The 17,684-nt window shown below is 71.8% G+C and carries 11 protein-coding genes and 1 riboswitch; of the genes, 8 read left to right on the top strand and 3 right to left on the bottom strand.

What is annotated here, in order from left to right; genetic code table 11:
* Nucleotides 1–112: 112 nt before the first annotated feature.
* The gene (locus tag BLR04_RS22590; protein WP_090768723.1) at nt 113–1,144 is read right to left on the bottom strand and encodes an AraC-like ligand-binding domain-containing protein; all 1,032 of its coding nucleotides are present in this window, start codon (nt 1,142–1,144) and stop codon (nt 113–115) included.
* Between the two features lie 123 nt (nt 1,145–1,267).
* Here BLR04_RS22590 and BLR04_RS22585 point away from each other — a divergent pair, with 123 nt between their 5' ends.
* The 4 genes from BLR04_RS22585 to BLR04_RS22570 all read left to right on the top strand — a co-directional run bounded on the left by BLR04_RS22585 (nt 1,268) and on the right by BLR04_RS22570 (nt 10,173).
* The gene (locus BLR04_RS22585) at nt 1,268–4,978 is read left to right on the top strand and encodes a tetratricopeptide repeat protein (protein ID WP_090768721.1); all 3,711 of its coding nucleotides are present in this window, start codon (nt 1,268–1,270) and stop codon (nt 4,976–4,978) included.
* 916 nt (nt 4,979–5,894) lie between these two features.
* Nucleotides 5,895–7,130 (top strand): MFS transporter, encoded by a 1,236-nt coding sequence (locus BLR04_RS22580; RefSeq protein WP_090768719.1) that lies wholly within the window; start codon nt 5,895–5,897, stop codon nt 7,128–7,130.
* A gap of 574 nt (nt 7,131–7,704) precedes the next feature.
* Nucleotides 7,705–8,040: a hypothetical protein gene (locus tag BLR04_RS22575; protein WP_090768717.1), complete on the top strand. Its 336-nt coding sequence runs from the start codon at nt 7,705–7,707 to the stop codon at nt 8,038–8,040.
* A gap of 9 nt (nt 8,041–8,049) precedes the next feature.
* On the top strand, nt 8,050–10,173 hold the full coding sequence (locus BLR04_RS22570) for a carbon starvation CstA family protein (RefSeq protein WP_090768715.1): 2,124 nt from the start codon (nt 8,050–8,052) through the stop codon (nt 10,171–10,173).
* Between the two features lie 4 nt (nt 10,174–10,177).
* Here the strand turns inward: BLR04_RS22570 and BLR04_RS22565 are convergent, their stop codons facing one another.
* Both BLR04_RS22565 and BLR04_RS22560 read right to left on the bottom strand, forming a co-directional pair.
* Nucleotides 10,178–10,858: a TenA family protein gene (locus tag BLR04_RS22565; RefSeq protein ID WP_245740417.1), complete on the bottom strand. Its 681-nt coding sequence runs from the start codon at nt 10,856–10,858 to the stop codon at nt 10,178–10,180.
* A riboswitch (TPP riboswitch) is annotated at nt 10,847–10,941 on the bottom strand. It overlaps the preceding gene by 12 nt.
* A 16-nt stretch (nt 10,942–10,957) precedes the next feature.
* Nucleotides 10,958–11,557 carry a histidine phosphatase family protein gene (locus BLR04_RS22560; RefSeq protein WP_090768713.1) on the bottom strand — a complete coding sequence of 200 codons (600 nt, stop codon included), beginning with the start codon at nt 11,555–11,557 and terminating at the stop codon, nt 10,958–10,960.
* A gap of 172 nt (nt 11,558–11,729) precedes the next feature.
* Here BLR04_RS22560 and BLR04_RS22555 point away from each other — a divergent pair, with 172 nt between their 5' ends.
* The 4 genes from BLR04_RS22555 to BLR04_RS22540 all read left to right on the top strand — a co-directional run bounded on the left by BLR04_RS22555 (nt 11,730) and on the right by BLR04_RS22540 (nt 17,674).
* Nucleotides 11,730–14,225: an ATP-binding protein gene (locus BLR04_RS22555; RefSeq protein WP_090768711.1), complete on the top strand. Its 2,496-nt coding sequence runs from the start codon at nt 11,730–11,732 to the stop codon at nt 14,223–14,225.
* Between the two features lie 90 nt (nt 14,226–14,315).
* On the top strand, nt 14,316–15,092 hold the full coding sequence (locus BLR04_RS22550; protein ID WP_090768709.1) for an alpha/beta fold hydrolase: 777 nt from the start codon (nt 14,316–14,318) through the stop codon (nt 15,090–15,092).
* Nucleotides 15,089–16,099: a DNA polymerase domain-containing protein gene (locus BLR04_RS22545; RefSeq protein WP_245740416.1), complete on the top strand. Its 1,011-nt coding sequence runs from the start codon at nt 15,089–15,091 to the stop codon at nt 16,097–16,099. Before BLR04_RS22550 ends, BLR04_RS22545 begins: the two co-directional genes overlap by 4 nt.
* 78 nt (nt 16,100–16,177) lie before the next feature.
* Nucleotides 16,178–17,674, top strand: a complete 1,497-nt coding sequence (locus tag BLR04_RS22540; protein ID WP_090768707.1) for a M28 family metallopeptidase — start codon at nt 16,178–16,180, stop codon at nt 17,672–17,674.
* The last annotated feature ends 10 nt before the right edge of the window (nt 17,675–17,684 follow it).

The raw sequence follows: 17,684 nt of genomic DNA, 5'->3' as shown, positions 1-17,684 counted from the left end.
ACGCATCGCCAACAGGGTGACGCCGTGCCGCAATGACGCCATGCCGCCGCGCATGCGATTGTCGCAGCGTGTTCCCGATCCCCCGGAAGGGGGTGCTCCCGTGCGTTGTGGTTCACCGTGGTGCTGTCGCGCGGAGGGGCGCCGCCCTGGACAGCTCGTCCGGTCCTGAGAAGTTCCCGTTCGATCGACCGTGCACGGCGCGGTAGTCCACCGGGTTCAGCCCGTATGCGGCGCGGAAGGCGCGGGTGAAGCCGGCGGCGTCGGGAAAGCCCCAGCGGGCCGCCGTGGCGTGCACGGGCCTGCCCGCGAGCGCGGGGTCCGCCAGGTCGCGTCGGCAACGGTCGAGCCGCCGGGCGCGGATCCACGCGGCGACGGTGACGTTCTCGGTGGTGAACAACCGGTGCAAGGTGCGGATGGAGATGTTGTGGGCGGCGGCGATCGCGGCAGGGGACAGACGCGGATTCGTCAGGTCGCGTTCGATGTACGCCTGGATCCGCATGAGCAGGGTCCGCCGCGCGGAGGCCGGCGACACGACCGATTCCGCGTCGAGGCGATGGGCGAGCAGCGCGGTGACCAGGTCCATGAGCACGGTCCCGAGACGGACGGCATCCGGCCCCCGGTAGGTGGTCCGGTCGTCGGCCAGAGTGGTGAGGGCGTTCGCGAGCAGCCCGCCGATGTGGTCACGTCCGGAGAAGGCCGTGGCGGTGAGCCGCTCGACCTGGTGCCGGGCGAACGGCAGCAGAGCGCCGGGGAAGCTCATCAAGAGCGCGTCGCTGGACTCATGACCGCCGGCCAGCCACCGGTAGGGCCGGGAGGTGTGATACAGCGTCAGATCCGACGGCCCCAGCTCGGCTACCCTCTGGTCCTGCACCAGGGTGGCACGCCCGCGCATGGTGAGCACGAGCTGGAACGTCTCTGGATCTGACCGGCGGATCAGGCGCGGGGTCCGTTGCCCCGCGAGGCCGGAGACCGTATGTGCGGAGATCCGGACCGGGCCGAGAACCATGGTGCTGAACCTCGCCGTGAACCGGGCGGGATCGTCGCAGGTGATCGTGACCGGCTCCACCGTCCGCAATACGTGCTCGCGCCAGACCTCGAACCGGTCGGCCACGGGTAACCCGTCGGTCGACATGACCAGTTCCACCAGTTTCCCCCTCGAAGCGTGGAGAACCGTACGTCAGGCTGGGTTCCAGCTGTCGTCGCGCACCACGCTAGGCAGGGGTGACAGCGGCGACGCCATGGTCGTGGCCCGGTCCCGCCCTTGCGGATGCCCGGGGCGGCGACCGAGGGCCGTGCTCCTCCTGGCCTGGAACGATGGGGGCGCAGGCGGGCCCCGCGGCGGAGCGGTGGCGGGCGTGGCGGCAGAAAGTGGCGGATCGATCGGCAGATTCCGATACGTGCATCGTTCTGTACGTTCTTCTCTATGCAGCCAGTGGGGTCCACTCCGGGGGGACTGATACGTCACCGTCGCCTGCACGCGGGCCTCAGCCAACAGGAACTGGCGGACCTCGCGGGGGTGAGCGTGCGGTCGTTACGTGACATCGAGACCGGCCACGTCAGCCGCCCCCGGGCGTCCTCGTTGCGCCGGTTGGCGACCGCGCTCGACGTCACCGACGACGAGTTGTCCGTTCTGCTGGAGGCCGTACAGGCGGGCGGACGGGCCGACCCACGCACGCTCCACATCGCAGTGCTGGGCCCGCTCCTCGTCCGGTACGGTGACGAGCCCGTCGAGATCCGATCGCCCATGCAGCGTCAGATCTTCGGCCTGCTCGCCCTGCAGCCCGGACAGCGGGTCTCGCGGGAGGAGATCGTCGACGTGCTGTGGGGCGACCGGCCGCCGAAGACCTACCTGAACCTGATCCAGGGGCACGTGGCCGCCCTGCGCAGGCTGTTGCGGCCCGGGCGCGGAGGGCGCGGTTCGGCCTCCATCGCGACGCTGGAGCACAGCGGATACACCTTGGCGCCGGAGGGCGCGCGGCTCGACCTCGTCCACTTCGACGACCTCGTCCAGGGCGCTCGGGCCGCTCGGTCCCGGGAGAACCTCGTGGGGACGCAGGAGCTGTTCGGACGGGCCCTGTGTCTGTGGCGAGGCCCCGTGCTCGCCGGCGCCGGACCCTGGGTGCGGCACCATCCGGTCGCCGTCGCCATTGACCGGCGCCGCATGGATGCCGCCCTTGCCTTCGCCGATCTCGGGCTCGAAGGTGGGAACCACCGGAGCGTGGCGGCGCAGTTGCAGGGGCTCGTCGCGGCCGAGCCCCTGCACGAAGGACTGCATGCCCGCCTCATGCTCGCGATGGCCAGGGACGGAGACCAGGCGGGTGCTCTGCGCCTGTTCGCCGACGTCCGCCGGCGTCTCGCCGACGAGCTCGGCATCGAGCCCGGCCATGAGTTGAGAGCCGCCCATCTGCAGGTCCTCCGTCAGCGCCTCCCCGGGCTCGGCTCGGGCGGCGAGGACGTCGCTCAGCTCGCCCCGAGCGCGGAGCCACCGCGGCAGCTTCCGCTCGATGCCCGCGGCTTCGGCGGGCGCCTGTCCGAGCTGGCCAGGCTCGACGCCCTGCTGGCCACCGCGGCCGAGCATCCCAGCGCCCTCACCGTCGCCGCCCTGTCCGGCACGGCCGGCGTCGGCAAGACCACGCTGGCGGTGCACTGGGCCCACCGCGTCCGTGACCGGTTCCCCGACGGACAGATCTACGTGAACCTGCGCGGCTTCGATGCGACGGGGCCGGCGATGGAACCGGCGGAGGCGATCCGGAGCTTCCTCGACGCACTGGGCGTGCCGCCCGAGCGGATCCCGGAGACCTCCGAGGCGCAGAAGGGTCTGTACCGCAGCCTTCTGACCGGCCGCCGGATCCTGCTGGTGCTGGACAACGCCAGGGACGCCGAGCAGGTCCGGCCGCTGCTCCCCGGGGCGCCGACCTGCTTCGTCGTGGTGACCAGCCGGGACCAGTTGTCCGGTCTGGTCGCCATCGAAGGCGCCTACCCGTTGACGCTGGACCTGTTGTCCGCCGCTGAGGGACGTGAACTGCTGGCCCGCCGCCTCGGTGCCGAGCGGGCCGATGCCGAGCCCGGAGCGGTCGACGAACTCATCGCCCAGTGCTCCAGGCTTCCCCTGGCGCTCGCCATCGTGACGGCCAGGGCGGTCACCAATCCCCGGTTCTCCCTGGCCGCCATGGCCGACGAGTTGCGCGAGGCGGGAAATCGCCTGGACGCCTTCTCAGGCGGTGACCCGGCCACCCACGTCAGGACCGTCTTCTCCTGGTCGTACCGCACTCTGAGCGGTGAGGCGGCCCGGCTGTTCCGGCTGCTGTCGATCAACCCTGGTCCTGACATCGGTGTCGGCGCGGTCGCCCGCCTGGCCGGCACGAGCGAGACCCGCGTCCGGCCGCTGCTGGCCGAGTTGTGCCGTGCGAACCTGCTCACCGAGCACGTGGTCGGCCGGTTCGCCTTCCACGACCTCCTGCGTCTGTACGCAGCTGAACGCAACCGCGAAGAGGACGACGACGAGCGCACGGCCGCGGCACAGCGCCTGTACGACCACTACGCGCACACCACGAGAGCGGCCAGCCGGCTGCTGTACCCGAACCTGATCATGCTGCCCCAGCGCGCTCTGCCCGCCGACCCGGCGCCCGTCGCCCTGGACGGGCACGCGAGCGCGCTGGCCTGGCTGGACGTGGAACACGTCAACCTCGTCGCCGCTATCACCCACGCGGCCGAGCATGGGCCGCGTCCTGCGGCATGGCTGATCGCGGACGGCCTGCGCGGCTACCTCGCGCGCCGTCGGCACTCCGTCCACTGGTTCACCGTGGCCGAGGCGGGGATGTCCGCCGCCCTGGCGGAGGGCGACCTGCTCGGCCAGGCGGCTCTGCACCTCAGCACCGCGCACGCGCACAACAACCTCGCCCACGACCACGAGGTCATCGGTCATCTCCGGCAGGTGGTGGAACTGGCCGACAAGGCGGGGTGGGCCGAAGGCCGGGCGGTGGGGCTGGGAAACATCGGCTCCGTGTACAGCGACCTGGGGCGGTTGGAGGACGCCCACGTCAACCTCCTCCGGGCGCTGGGCCTCTGGGAGCAGATCGGCGCGGCCCACTCGTCGGCCATCACCCTCAACAACCTCGGAAACCTCGATCGCGTCCGTGGGCGGCTCCGGGAGGCCACCGGTTACCTCGGCCGCGCTCTCGAGACATCGCGGCAGTCCGGTGTTCGGACCGGCCTGTCCTCGGCCCTGGAGAGCCTCGGCCAGGCCTGTCACGATCTCGGAAGACTCACTGTCGGTGCCGAGCACCTGCGTGAGGCGCTGAGGCTGGCCCGGCGGATCGGTGACAACGCCGGCGAGGCCAAGGCGTTGTCCACGCTCAGCCGCATCGACCTCGACGTGGGACGGTTGTCCGAGGCCCTCGACGCTGCTCGAAGCGCCCTGCGCCTGAGCGAGGAGCTGATGCACCGCCAGAAGGAATCGGCTGCGTGCAACGCTCTCGCCGCCTGCTGCCACCGTCTCGGACGGCACCAGGACGCCATCGCCTATTTCTCGAGGGCCCTTCGCCTGGCACAGGAGGCCGGTGTCCGTTACGAAGAAACGGAGGCGCTCATCGGCCTGTCGACGGTACACACCCACCTCGGCGCCCATCCCAAGGCGGCGGCCCACGCCCGCGACGCTCTCGCCCTCGCCCAGAAGGCGGGTTTCCGCGTCCGGGAAGGCCAGGCGCTCACCGCGCTGGCCGAGGTCTGCCTTGGCCGGGGCGACATCGACGAAGCGGCCGACCATGCCACACACGCGATCCGCCTGCATCGCGAGACGGGACACCGCCTCGGTGAGGCCCGTGCCCTGATGGTCCTCGGCCACGCGCTGCTGCGCCGTGGTGGCCCAGGCGTGGCCGTCGAGCACTGGCGGGAGGCCCTCACGCTTTTCGCCGACATCGGCACGCCGGAAGCCGATCGCGTCCATGCCCTCATCGGGGAGTACGGCCCCGGCGAGTGACCGTTCGGCCTGCCCGAGGCGGTGCGGAAGCTGGCACGCATTCCCACCATGGTGGCGCTGTGCCACAACGACGCCCGGCCGCCGCGCATGCGATTGTCGCAGCGTGTTCCACAATCCCCGAAAGGGGGTGCTTTCTTCGAGGGAAGGGGGTGTTCTCGTGCGTAAGGACTACAGCTGGGGCTGACCGGGTGACGCCGTGACGTGCCTGGCATGGAGGCCGTGAACGGTGACAGCTTGTACGGGAGAGTCCGTACCTATGCGAAAGGGGACGGCCGGCGACACCCGTGCGGGACGTACGCCGGGGTTTCGGTGCCGCGGAGTTCGGGCGTTGCGGTGCAGCGTCGTGTTGTCATGAGGCGGTGGCGAACTGGCCCGGGTCGCGCTGGCGCTGCTGACGTTCCAGCGGACGGGGTCGCCGGCCGTCACCGTCATCGGAGAGTACGGCTCCGGCCAGGGGGAGTGACGGCCCGCGTCCAGCCCTTGGCCTGACTCCTGGTGATCGCGAGACCGTGCGCGCCGGGCTCCCTCACGCGGAAGTCTCCGCATTTTCGCCAGTGACGAATGTGACCGGGTTGTGTCGCGCGGACCCGGGCGAGGTGTCCGTCTGCGCCGGCCGGAAACATGGCACCCACGGTCAACCGGGTGGGGCTCTGACTCAATGACGCCGTGCCGCCGCGCACGCGATTGTCGCAGCGTGTTCCACGATTCCTGGAAAGGGACTTCTCCGTGCTCAAGGGCTATGTCCGGGTCTGATTCGGCGACTTGGCGACGCCGTGATCCGGCTGTCCCTGGGAGGGAATTCTCCTCTGCTCAAGGGCTGCGCCCGGTATTGAGGCCGTGAACGACGAGGGCGCTCAGTGGGTGGGCGAGTCCGGGCTCGTATGGGAGACTCCGTACCTACCGAAAAAGGGAGAAGATGGCCGGCGAAACCCGTTCGGGGACTTATGCCCAGGTATTTCGCGTTGCGGAATTCAGGGCGTTGTGGTGCAGCGTCGTGTTGTCGCGAGGCGGTGGCGAACTGGCCCGCGTCGCGCTGGCGCTGCTGACGTTCCAGCGGACCGGGTCGCCGGCCGTCACCGCGCTCGTCTACGCGCTCACCTCGCTGCCCGCGATCGTCGGCGGGTCGTTCCTCGGCGTGCTCGCCGACCGGTACCCGCGCAGGACGGTCCTCACGGTATGCGCCTGGCTGCGCGCGATCCTGGTGCTCTTCGTCGCGATCCCCGGAATCCCGCTGCCGGTCTTATGTGCTTTGGTGTTCGTCATCCAGGCGATCGACGCCCCGGCGAAAGCGGCGCAGATGGCGCTTCTCCCGGACATCCTGAACAGCTCGCTCTACCCGCTGGGTGTGGCGGCCGTCGCCCTCACCAACCAGATCGTGAGCCTGGTCGCGTTCCCCGTCGGTGGTGTGCTGGTGGCGATGGCCGGCCCGAACAACGCGCTGCTCGTCACCGCCGTCGCCTTCGCCGGAATGGGAGTGATCGTCAGGCTGGGCCTTCAGCATCGGCCGGCCGCCCAGTCCGAGGGCGCCGGTCGCGGGAGCGGTTTCCGCGGCGGCTGGCAGCTCATCATGGGCAGTCCGCCCTTGCGCAACCTCATCGCCGCGGCCATGCTCGCCGGGTTCTACGTCACCCCCGAGGCGCTCGCCGCGCCGTACGCCGCCTCACTGGGGATGGGGAGCGCGCAGGTCGGGCTGCTGCTGGCCGCGATGCCGGTGGGCAACGTGCTGGGCGTCTTCCTCTACACCCGCTGGGTTCCCTCCGAGGCCCGGCTGCGCTGGCTGGGCCCGCTCGCGGTCGTCTCCTCGTTACCCCTCGTCTTCTCCGCGCTGCACCCGGGATTCGTCGTCTCCATGATTCTGTGGGTCCTCGTCGGCATGCTCAGCGCGTACCAGGTGACGGCCAACACCGAGTTCGTACGGATCGTCCCCAAGGACCGGCGCGGCCAGGCGCTCGGTCTTGCCTCGGCGCTGTTGATCAGCAGCCAGGGGCTCGGCATGCTCCTCGGCGGTCTCCTGGCCGACCGCGTCGGCGTCGCCGAGGCCATCGCGGTCTTCGGTGCGGCGGGGTGCCTCGTGGGCCTGCTCCCCGCGATCGGGTGGCATCGCGCCCGGCAGGGCCTTACGTCGCGTGAGCCCTCCGCGCTGGCGGACTGACACTCCGCACCCCTGGTCGTCCTGCCCGCGTCTCGAGCCGGGCGTCGAAAGAGCATGCCTGCGCAAACCCGACCCGGTCGTACGGCGCATGCGCCGAAGATGACGCGTATTCGCAAGTACGTGGCACTCAGCCCCAAAGACACCTGATCGTCCCAGTGCGATGGTCGCAGTGTGTTTCATCGTGGCAGGTGAGGGGGTGCTCGTGCGTATCCGTCGTGAGATCGAGTGGGGCTGAGCAGGAGCGGGTTCGATGCAGCGAGAGCAGGTGTTTATGCGTATCCGTCGTGACGTCGTATGGGGCTGATTCGTCGCGTTTCCGGTAGCGGGAGAGGGGGTGCCCATGCGCATCCGTCGTGACATCGAGTGGGGCTGACCGGCTTGTTCCTGTGATCGGCCGTACATGCGGTTCGGCGGAGACCCTGCGCGAGATTTCTCGCGCGGGGCCTCCGCATTTTCGCATGTGACAAGAATGTGACGACATGCCGCTACAAAGGCAAGAAAACGTTTCAAGGTCCTCAAGAGCGGGTAAGGCCGACGTTGATTTCTGAGCTGCCTGTTCCACAGGAGCCCACAGATGTCCCGTATCTCGCTCACGCCGGCCGCGCGTGACGCTCTGCGCGGCGATGAAGTGGTGTTCTTCGACTGGCATGTGACCGGCCTGTGCTGCGCGGACGCGGGGGAGTTCTCCGTCAGGCCACTGCGCCGGCTCCGCCTGCCCCGGCGTGCGCGCCCCCTCGGGGCGACCGGCCTCGTGTACGCCCATCCGACCGCCTGGGTGCATCTCACCGAACTCCCCGTCACGATCGACTGCCGCCCGCTGTGGCGCTGGCGGCGCTTCACCTCCGATCTGCCGCCGGACGCCGGACTGCGCTGCTGCCTGGGCCGCCCCCTCTATGGACCCCCCACCTAGGAGGTACCGGTGAAGCTGCGTTCCATCCTCGTCTGGACCGCGGTCGCCGTCGTCGGCGCCGTGGGCTGGGCGGTGCTCGCACTGTCCAGAGGAGAGAACGTCAACGCGGTGTGGCTGCTGTGCGCCGCGCTCGGTTCGTACGCCATCGCCTACCGGTTCTACGCCCGCTTCATCGTCAGGAAGGTGCTGCGCGCCGACGACAGCAGAGCCACCCCGGCCGAACGGCTCGACAACGGCATCGACTACCAGCCGACCGACCGGCGCATCCTGTTCGGCCACCACTTCGCGGCCATCGCCGGGGCCGGTCCGCTGGTAGGGCCGGTGCTGGCCGCCCAGATGGGTTACCTGCCCGGCACCATCTGGATCGTCGCGGGCGTCATCTTCGCCGGCGCCGTCCAGGACATGGTGGTGCTGTTCTTCTCCATGCGCCGCAACGGGCGCAGCCTCGGCCAGATGGCCCGCGAGGAGATCGGGCCGGTCGGCGGGATCGCGGCGCTCGTCGCGGTCTTCGCCATCATGATCATCCTGCTCGCCGTGCTGGCGCTCGTCGTGGTGAACGCGCTCGCGCAGTCGCCGTGGGGCGTCTTCTCGATCGCGATGACCATCCCGATCGCCCTGTTCATGGGCTTCTACCTGCGGATGATCCGGCCGGGCAAGGTCGTCGAGACCACCGTGATCGGCGTCGTACTGCTGCTGCTGTCGATCGTGGCCGGCGGCTGGGTGCAGGAGTCGAGCTGGGCGCCGTTCTTCACGCTCAGCCCGTCCGCCATCGCGCTGTGGCTCATCGCGTACGGGTTCGTCGCCGCCGTGCTGCCCGTGTGGATGCTGCTCGCGCCGCGCGACTACCTGTCGACGTTCATGAAGGTCGGCACGATCGTGCTGATCGCGATCGGCATCGCCGTCACCATGCCGGCGCTGCAGACCACGGCCTTCACCGACTTCGCCTTCAACGGCGAGGGGCCGGTGTTCGCCGGGTCGCTGTTCCCGTTCGTGTTCATCATCATCGCGTGCGGCGCGCTGTCGGGCTTCCACGCCCTGATCTCCTCCGGCACGACGCCCAAGATGATCCAGAAGGAGACCCAGGTCCGCATGATCGGGTACGGCTCCATGCTCATGGAGTCGTTCGTGGCCGTCATGGCGATCACGGCGGCCTGCGTGCTGACGCCCGGACTCTACTTCGCCATGAACGCCCCCGCCGGCGTCGTCGGCACGACCGTGCAGAGCGCCGCCGAGGCGGTCACCGCCATGGGCTTCGTCATCACGCCCGAGCAGCTGCAGGCAGCGGCGGCGGCCGTGCAGGAGGAGACGCTGATCGCCAGGACGGGCGGTGCGCCGACGCTCGCCGTGGGCATCTCGCAGATCTTCTCCGGGTTCCTCGGCGGTCAGGCGCTGCAGGCGTTCTGGTACCACTTCGCGATCATGTTTGAGGCGCTGTTCATCCTCACCACGGTCGACGCGGGCACCCGGGTCGGCCGTTTCATGCTCCAGGACACCCTCGGCAACCTGTGGAAGCCGATGGGCCGGGTCAGCTGGTGGCCCGGCGTCTACCTGGCCAGCGCCGCCGTCGTCGCCGCCTGGGGCTACTTCCTCTACCAGGGCGTCAACGACCCGCTCGGCGGCATCAACCAGCTCTTCCCGCTGTTCGGGATCGCCAACCAGCTGCTGGCCGCCGTGGCGCTCACCGTGGCGACGACCCTGCTGATCAAGAGCGGGCGGCTGAAGTGGGCCTGGGTGACGGGCGTCCCGCTGGCCTGGGACGCCGCCGTCACGCTCACCGCCAGCTGGCAGAAGATCTTCTCGCCCGACCCGGGGCTCGGCTTCTTCGCCCAGCGCGACCGCTACCAGGCCGCGCTCGACCAGGGACAGCTGCTCGCGCCCGCCAGGACGGAGGACGCGATGCGGCAGATCGTGGTCAACTCGACGGTCGACGGCGTGCTCGCGGCGCTGTTCGCCGTCCTGATCATCGTGGTGCTCGCCGACGCCGTACGGGTGTGGGTGAAGGCGATCCGGGCGCGGGAGGAGCTGCCGAGCTCCGAGGCGCCGTACCAGGAGTCGAGGATCGTCGCGCCGTCCGGACTCATCGCCACCCGCGAGGAGCGGGAGGCGATGGAGAAGACCACGACAGGGGGTTAGCGCTTCAGGGCGCGAGCCACCCGGCGGTGGGCCAGGTCTCGCGCCTCCAGGCGCTGTCCCAGAACATCCACTCGTACGCCGCGGCCCGGCAGTACGCCCGCTCCATCGCCGCGCGGGTGTCTGGCTCGGCCGCGGCGGCGAGCCGGTCGGCGATGGCCTTGGCCTGCTCCACCGAGGCGGCGAAGCCGGGGTCGGAGTAGGTGGCGATCCACTTCCCGTACGGATGGCCGTCGAGGTCGCCGGCCCGGCCGAGCAGCGCCATGCCGACGTCCTGGTAGATCCAGAAACACGGCAGCACCGCCGCCGCGATCACCGGGTAGGGCGCGGTGAGCGCGGTCGCCTGCAGGAACGACGCGTACGCCAGGCACGTCGGCGACGTGGCGACCCCCGCCGTGTCGGCGCCCAGGTCGGCGACGTAACCGGCGTGCAGCAGGCGTTCGGCGGCGAGCGCCGTGTGGGCGCTCTGCGCCCAGAACGCCGCCTCGCCCGGGTCGGTGGCCCGCACGGACGCCGTGGCCAGCGCCTTCGAGAACGCCTCCAGGTAGCGGCCGTCCTGCACGATGTAGAACGCGAACCGGTCGGGGTCGAGCGTGCCGTCGCCGAGGGCGACGTTGAACGGGTGGTCGTGGACGGCCTTCATCAGCTCGGCCGTGCGCTGCCACATGTCGTCACAGAACTTCGCCACTGACGTCCCTTCGCTAGTGCGAACTAGAGCAGGTTCGACGGGTGTGATCTCAGCCCGATCGCCGGGCACCCCGCGTCAACGGGCCGACTGTAACACGGATCAAGCGCGCATCTCGGGCGGGAATCCGGTCCAGCGCAGCTCCTCCGGCAGGTGTCCCAGGTCGTTGCAGAACATCAGGGACGGCGGCCGGCCTGGCGCGTAGCGGATGGCGGTCAGGCCCGTGTTGGCGTTGTTGAGCCCGAGCCAGCGCCAGGCGGGCGCGTCCATGGCCTCCCTGACCAGCCAGGCGATCAGGAAGTTGTGGGTGACGACCAGCTCGTGACGGATGCCGTCGGACGGGCCGGTGAAGCGCGCGACGGCCTCCTTGGCGAGGTCGGGCCGGACCTCCTCCTGCGGGAACTGGTCGACGAAGCCGAGGAAGTGGTCGGCGGACTCGGCGGGCAGCTCGTCCCGGGCCGGCACGTACGGGACGTAGTCGCCGGCGGGCTCGCAGGCGTGCACGGGGACGCCGGGGAGCTGCTCGGCGGCGAGGCGCGCCGTCTCGGTGGCCCGGGGGAGCGGGCCGTGGTGGATCGCGGCCAGCGGGACGTCGCGCAGCCGCTCGCCCAACAGCCTGGCCTGCCGCCGCCCGGCCTCGGTGAGCCCACTCTCGTCGGCGGTCGCCTCCCCGTGCCGGGCGAGATAAAGGTAACGGGTCATGTGCCGCCTTCCGGTCGTCCGATCCGCGATCACGGCATTGTGCCGTACTTCTGAATGCTCTTCCGGGTGATCGGGGCGACGGGGTGCCGGCTTGGCCGCGCTCGTGGCCGCCGACCTGCGGGTACGCTGACCGCGAGTCCGCTGGAAGTCCACGTTCACCGATCGGGAAGGCATGACCGCTCCCCACGGCCACACCGGATCCGACCCGGCCGCCGGCGCGCGCGCCGGCAGGGCGGCGCGCCTGCCCCTGGTCGGACGGCGCCGCGAGCTCGTCGCGATCACCCAGCTGCTGGAGCGCGCCATGGCGGGGGACGGCGGCCGCCTGGTCGTCACCGGGCCGCCAGGATCAGGCAAGTCCGCGCTGCTCGCCGCCGCCGCGGAGCAAGCCCGCACCCGCGACATGCCGGTGTTCCGAGCCACCGGTACGGACCCCGCGACCGAACTCCCGGGGCGGACAGCGCGGTCTTTCGAGCACGTCCTCGCGGAGGGTGAGCCGTGTCTGCTTCTGGTCGACGACGCCGATCGGGTCGGTGGACCCGCCGGTGACCTGCTCGCGCGGCTCGCCGCCCACCTCGGGGGCGGCGCGACCGCCCTGATCGCGACCACGTCGGCGCCCGCCGGGCCCGCGCCGGAGCTGTACCTGCGCGGGCTGACCGAGCCGGAGCTGGCCGAGCTGGTCCCTGACCTGTCGCCCGACGCGGTCCACGCGGTGTGGCTGGCTTCCGGCGGACTGCCCGGGCCCGCGCTCGCCCTGGCGGGCGAACTGGCCGGCCCTGAGATCGGCGAGGCCGGCGAACTGACCGGGCCTGCGCAGAGCCCGGCGGGCGAGCCGGCCGGCCCCGGGGTCGGCCGGGCTGAGGAGGTGGCCGGGCCCGCGATGGGGCCGGCCGGGGTTGGTCCCGCTGTTGACGCGGTGTTGCGTCTGGCGCTCACCGCGCCGTCGCGGGCGGAGTTCCTCGACCTGGACGTCGGTCTCATCCGGCTGCTGGAAGCGGCCGCCGAGCGTCCAGCGCCGCCCGGCGTCAGGGCTCGGGTGCTGGCCAGGCTGGCCCGCGAGCTGCTGGGCGACGCCTCGGCAGGGCCGCGGCGGCGCGACCTGATCGACGAGGCGGTGCAGCTGGCCCGCAGGTCCGCTGACCCCGGCACCATCGCCGAGGTCCTCGACGCCCGCCTGCACGCGCTGTGGGACCCGGCCGCCGCAGGCGAGCGGCTGGCCACCGCGTCCGAGATCGTGGAACAGGCCCGGCAAGCCGGTGACGCCGAGGCCGAGCGGCGGGGGCTCTTCTGGCGGTTCACCGCCCTCACGGAGCTGGGCGAGCTCGTGTCCGCCGAGGCGGCGCTCACCGCCTACGCCCGCGCGGGCGAACTGGCCGGCGACCCGGCCGCGGCCGTGGTGGTGCTGGCACGGCAGGCGATGCTGGCGACCGTACGCGGCCGGTTCGAGGCGGCCGAGGCGCTCGCCGCCGAGGTGCGCGTACGGGGCAGGCAGGCCGGGCTGAGCGACGCCGACCGCCTGGCAGGGGCGCTGGGTGGCGAGATCGCCTCGTTGCGCGGCGAGTACGAGTCGCTGGTGGCCCCGTGGCAGGGCCTCGCCCGGCGACTGCCCGGTCACTTCTTCGAGGCGTCCGCCGCCCGGGCGCTGGCCGGGGCGGGCCGCGGCGACGAGGCCGCACTGGAGCTGGAACGGCTGCTGCCCGCTGTGCTGTCCGGGTCAGGGCCGCGCTGGCTGGGAGTCTGCGCCGACCTGGCGTTCGTGGCCGCGCGGGTGGGCGAACCTGCGACGGCGCGAGCCCTGTACGACGCGCTGCTCCCGTACCGGGGACGTCTGGTGGTGTGGGGCGGCGCGAACACGATCACGGGGCCGGTGGACGACTACCTCGGACGGCTGGCCGTCCGGCTGAACCTGCCCGACCTCGCGACGACCCACCTGGACGCCGCCGTCGCGCTGGAGCGGCGGATCGGGGCGCTGCCCTGGCTGGCGGGCACGCTGAGCGTACGGGCGCGGGCCCTGACCGCGCGCGGTGGCGAGGACGACCGGCTCCAGGCCGAGGACGACACGCGGCAGGCGCGGAAGATCGCGGAGCGGCTCGGGCTGAAGGCGGTCCTCGCCGCGCTGGACCCTCCGGCGGACGAGTGGCGCCTGCTCCGCGACGACGGCGAATGGCTGCTGGAGGCCGGTGCGGAACGGGCCAGGCTGCGTGACGGACGCGGGATGGAGTACCTGCGCGCCCTGCTGGCCGCGCCAGGCCAGGAGGTCGCGGCGCTGGACCTCGTCGCAGGAGGCGCCGGCCTGCGGCCTCCGGAAGAGGAGCCGCTGCTCGACACCGCCGCCCGTACGGCCTACCGGCGGCGGCTGCGGGTGCTCGACGAGCAGCTCGCCGGGGCCGACAGGGCGGGCGACGCCGTACGCGCGGAAGAGCTCCACACGGAGCGCACCGCCCTGCTGGACGAGCTGCGGCGGGCCGAGGGGCTGGGCGGCCGCCCGCGACGGCGGTCCGGCGAGGCGGAGAGGGCCCGTGTCAACGCGACGCGGGCGCTGTGGGCGGCGGTCAAACGCGTGGAGGCGGTGGCGCCACGGGCCGGTGCGCACCTGCGCGCGTCCCTGCGCACCGGCCACCTCTTGCGCTACCACCCCGCCCCAGGCGGCCCCGGCCGCTGGAACGTCTGACGCACCGCCAGGTGACCTGGGTCACGTACAAATCGTGCACTGTCGAGGCACGCCTTTCCGGGTGGAACCTTCAGCACCCGGGAGACTGACATGTCTGACACCTATTACGGCGGGCTCGCCGCCGACAGCCAGGGCATCAACGACGGCCGGCCCGCCGTGGTGCTCCTGCACGGGCTCGGCGCCGACCGGCGCCAGTGGGGACCCGTCCTGCGGGAGCTCGCCCTGCTCGACCCCGAGCGGCGGGTGGTCGCGCTCGACCTGCCGGGGCACGGCGGGTCGCCACGGCGCGACTCCTACGCCCTCGACGAGGTGGCCGCGGTCGTGCACGGCGCGGTGACCGAGGCGGGGCTCACCGCGCCGATCGTGGTCGGACACTCGCTCGGCGGCGTCCTCGCGACGGTGTACGGCGCGACGTACCCGGTCCGTGGCGTCGTGAACGTCGACCAGCCGCTGCTGGTGGGCGGGTTCGCGGAGATGCTGCGCCGGGCCGAGCCGGTGCTGCGCAGCCCGGACCGCGGGCAGATCTGGGACCTCCTGATCGCCGGGATGCGCCCCGAGGCGCTGCCGGACGACGTGCGGCAGCTCGTCCAGACGGCCACCCCGGCGCAGGAGCTCTTGCTCGGGTACTGGAACGAGCTGCTCACCGTACCGGCGGAGGAGCTCACCGAGGGCCGGACGCGCGACCTGAGCGCCATCCGCGCCAAGGCCGCCACGTACGACTACGTGGCCGGCGACGAACCGGCCACCGTCTTCCTTACCTGGTTGACGTCGGTCATGCCCGAGGTGAGCATCACCGTCGTCCCCGGCAGCGGTCACTTCCCGCACCTGGCCGCCCCCGCAGACCTGGCCAAAATTCTCACCGGGTGACGTACGGCGCGTTGACCGTACGTCCGGGCCCCGGCATCGTGGGGCGGGTGGCCGCTGACGAGACGCGCGACGGGGTCGCCCTCACCAACCTCGACCAGCCGCTCTTCGACGGCGCTGGGGCGACGAAGCGCGACCTGGTCGACTACCTCGACGCCGTCCGCGACCGCATCCTGCCGGTCCTGCGCGGGCGCCCGCTCTCGGTCATGCGGGTACGCCCAGGCCAGGAGCCGTTCGTGCAGAAGAACCTGCCCAAGCACGCCCCCGGGTGGATCGGGTCGGTGTCGTACTGGGCGGAGGCGTCGCGCCGGCAGGTGACGTACGCGCTGTGCGACGACCGCAGGACGCTGCTGTGGTTCGCCAACCAGCGGGCCGTCGAGTACCACCCCGCGCTGTTCACCGGAGACCCCGCCGAGCACCACGTCACCCACCTGGTGCTCGACCTCGACCCGCCGGAGGGCGACGGCTCCTTCGAGTTGGCCGTGCGGGCCGCGTACCTGGTGCGCCGGGCGCTCGACGAGGCCGGGCTCGCCGGGGCGGTGAAGACGAGCGGCGCGAAGGGCGTGCACGTGTTCGTGCCCGTCGAGGCGGGGATCGCGCCCGACGACCTGGCCGCGGCCACCCGAGCCCTGGCGGCTCGCGCCGAGCGGCTCGACCCCGCGCTCGCCACCACGGCGTTCATCCGCGACGACCGCGCAGGCAAGGTGTTCATCGACTCGACCCGCGCGGGCGGCGCCACGGTGGTGGCCGCCTACAGCCCGCGCATCAGGCCGGGCGTCCCCGTCTCGTTCCCGGTGTCGTGGGACGACCTCGACCAGGTCGCGCCGGGCGACTTCACCGTACGGACCGCGCCCGGTCTGCTGGCGGGGACCGACCCGTGGGCCCGGCGGATGCCCGAGCCGCAGCGCCTGCCCGGTGACCTCGTCGACGAGGGCCACACGATCCCGGTCGCCCGCGTCCAGGCCATGCACGAGGGCAAGCGGAGGGCCCGCGCCCGCCGCGCCGAGTGAGTTTTGCCACGACAAGAGCTGTTGATGGCTGCCCGGGGGAATGTGGCGCATAGCCGTTTGTCCACCGGGGGGACCTTTATGCGCAGTCTCGTGGCTGTCCTCGTCACGCTCATCCTGCCGTTCGCACCGACCACGCCCACGCCCGCGCACGCGCGCGGGCTCGACGACGTCTACGCCGAGCGGCTCGTGAAGAGGGTCAAAGGCGCGGACGTCGCCGAGCACCTGCGGGCCTTCCAGGCGATCGCCGACGCGAACGGGGGCAACCGCGCCGCCGGGACGCCCGGCTACGACGCCTCCCGCGACTACGTGGCGGGCAAGCTGCGCCAGGCCGGGTACGACGTCACGCTGCAGCCGATCACTTTCATCCGCGGCTGGACGGAGACCACCCCGCCGACCCTGGAGTCGACCGCGCCCACGCAGAAGACCTTCACGCCCGACCAGGAGTTCCACACGTTCCGGCCCTCACCGGCCGGTGACGTGACGGAGCAGGTCCAGGCCGTCGACCTGACGCTGCCGCCGTCCGCGACGCCGTCGTCCACCAGCGGCTGCGAGGCGGCCGACTTCGAGGGGTTCGTGGCCGGCCGCATCGCGCTCGTCCAGCGCGGCACCTGCCCGTTCGTACGGAAGGTCGGCAACGCGGCAGCCGCCGGGGCGTCCGGCGTGATCATCTTCAACGAGGGCCAGCCGGGACGTACGGACTCGGAGCCGGTGAACATCGGCGACTGGCGGGCCGGCATCCCGATGGTGTACGCCGACTTCGCCGTCGGACAGCAGCTCGCCGCCACGCCCGGCACCACCGTACGGCTCAGGGTCGACGCCGACCTCGTGCTCGGCACCAACCACAACGTGCTCGCCGAGACCAGCGCCGGCGACCCGGACGACGTCGTCATGGTCGGCGCCCACCTCGACAGCGTGCCCGCCGGGCCAGGCATCAACGACAACGGCTCGGGCAGCGCGGCCGTACTCCAGGTGGCCGAGGAGATGGCGAAGTTCCCGGTCAAGAACAAGGTCCGGTTCGCCTTCTGGGCCGCGGAGGAGGCCGGCCTGCTCGGCTCGGAGCAGTACGTCGCCGCGCTGTCGCCCGCTGACCGCGACCGGGTGCGGGCGTACCTGAACTTCGACATGGTGGCCTCGCCGAACTACGCCTACAAGGTGTACGACGGCGACGACTCCGACGGCGTCGGCTCGGCCGCCGGGCCGCCCGGCTCCGGCCGGATCGAGAAGCTGCTGACAGCGTTCTTCCGCTCGCGCGGCCTGGCCACCGTCGGCGCCGACTTCGACGGACGCTCCGACTACGGCCCGTTCGTCAAGGCCGGCATCCCGGCGGGCGGCATCTTCACGGGCGCGGAGGGCGTCAAGACGCCGCAGGAGGCCCAGCTGTTCGGGGGGACCGCCGGGGCGGCGTACGACGACTGCTACCACCTGGCGTGCGACACGATCTCCAACTACAACGCCACGGCGCTCGACGTGAACGCCGACGCCATCGCCGACGCCACCGCCCGCCTCGCCTTCAGCCTGCGCTCCATCCCCCGGCGGACCGCCCCCGACCCGGCGGCCGAGGCGGTCAAGGGCTGAGGTCAGGAAG

Origin of the sequence: Nonomuraea maritima (assembly GCF_900100395.1) — a bacterium.
Lineage (GTDB): Bacteria > Actinomycetota > Actinomycetes > Streptosporangiales > Streptosporangiaceae > Nonomuraea > Nonomuraea maritima.
Note: the sequence above shows the minus strand (reverse complement) of the source record. Positions and strands in the feature narration are given on the sequence as shown.

Excerpts from the sequence above, each read along its gene's own strand:
- BLR04_RS22585 (WP_090768721.1), top strand. The coding sequence starts at position 1,268 with ATGCCCGGGGCGGCGACCGAGGGCCGTGCTCCTCCTGGCCTGGAACGA.
- BLR04_RS22580 (WP_090768719.1), top strand. The coding sequence starts at position 5,895 with ATGGCCGGCGAAACCCGTTCGGGGACTTATGCCCAGGTATTTCGCGTT.
- BLR04_RS22575 (WP_090768717.1), top strand. The coding sequence starts at position 7,705 with ATGTCCCGTATCTCGCTCACGCCGGCCGCGCGTGACGCTCTGCGCGGC.
- BLR04_RS22560 (WP_090768713.1), bottom strand. The coding sequence starts at position 11,557 with ATGACCCGTTACCTTTATCTCGCCCGGCACGGGGAGGCGACCGCCGAC.
- BLR04_RS22555 (WP_090768711.1), top strand. The coding sequence starts at position 11,730 with ATGACCGCTCCCCACGGCCACACCGGATCCGACCCGGCCGCCGGCGCG.
- BLR04_RS22550 (WP_090768709.1), top strand. The coding sequence starts at position 14,316 with ATGTCTGACACCTATTACGGCGGGCTCGCCGCCGACAGCCAGGGCATC.
- BLR04_RS22540 (WP_090768707.1), top strand. The coding sequence starts at position 16,178 with ATGCGCAGTCTCGTGGCTGTCCTCGTCACGCTCATCCTGCCGTTCGCA.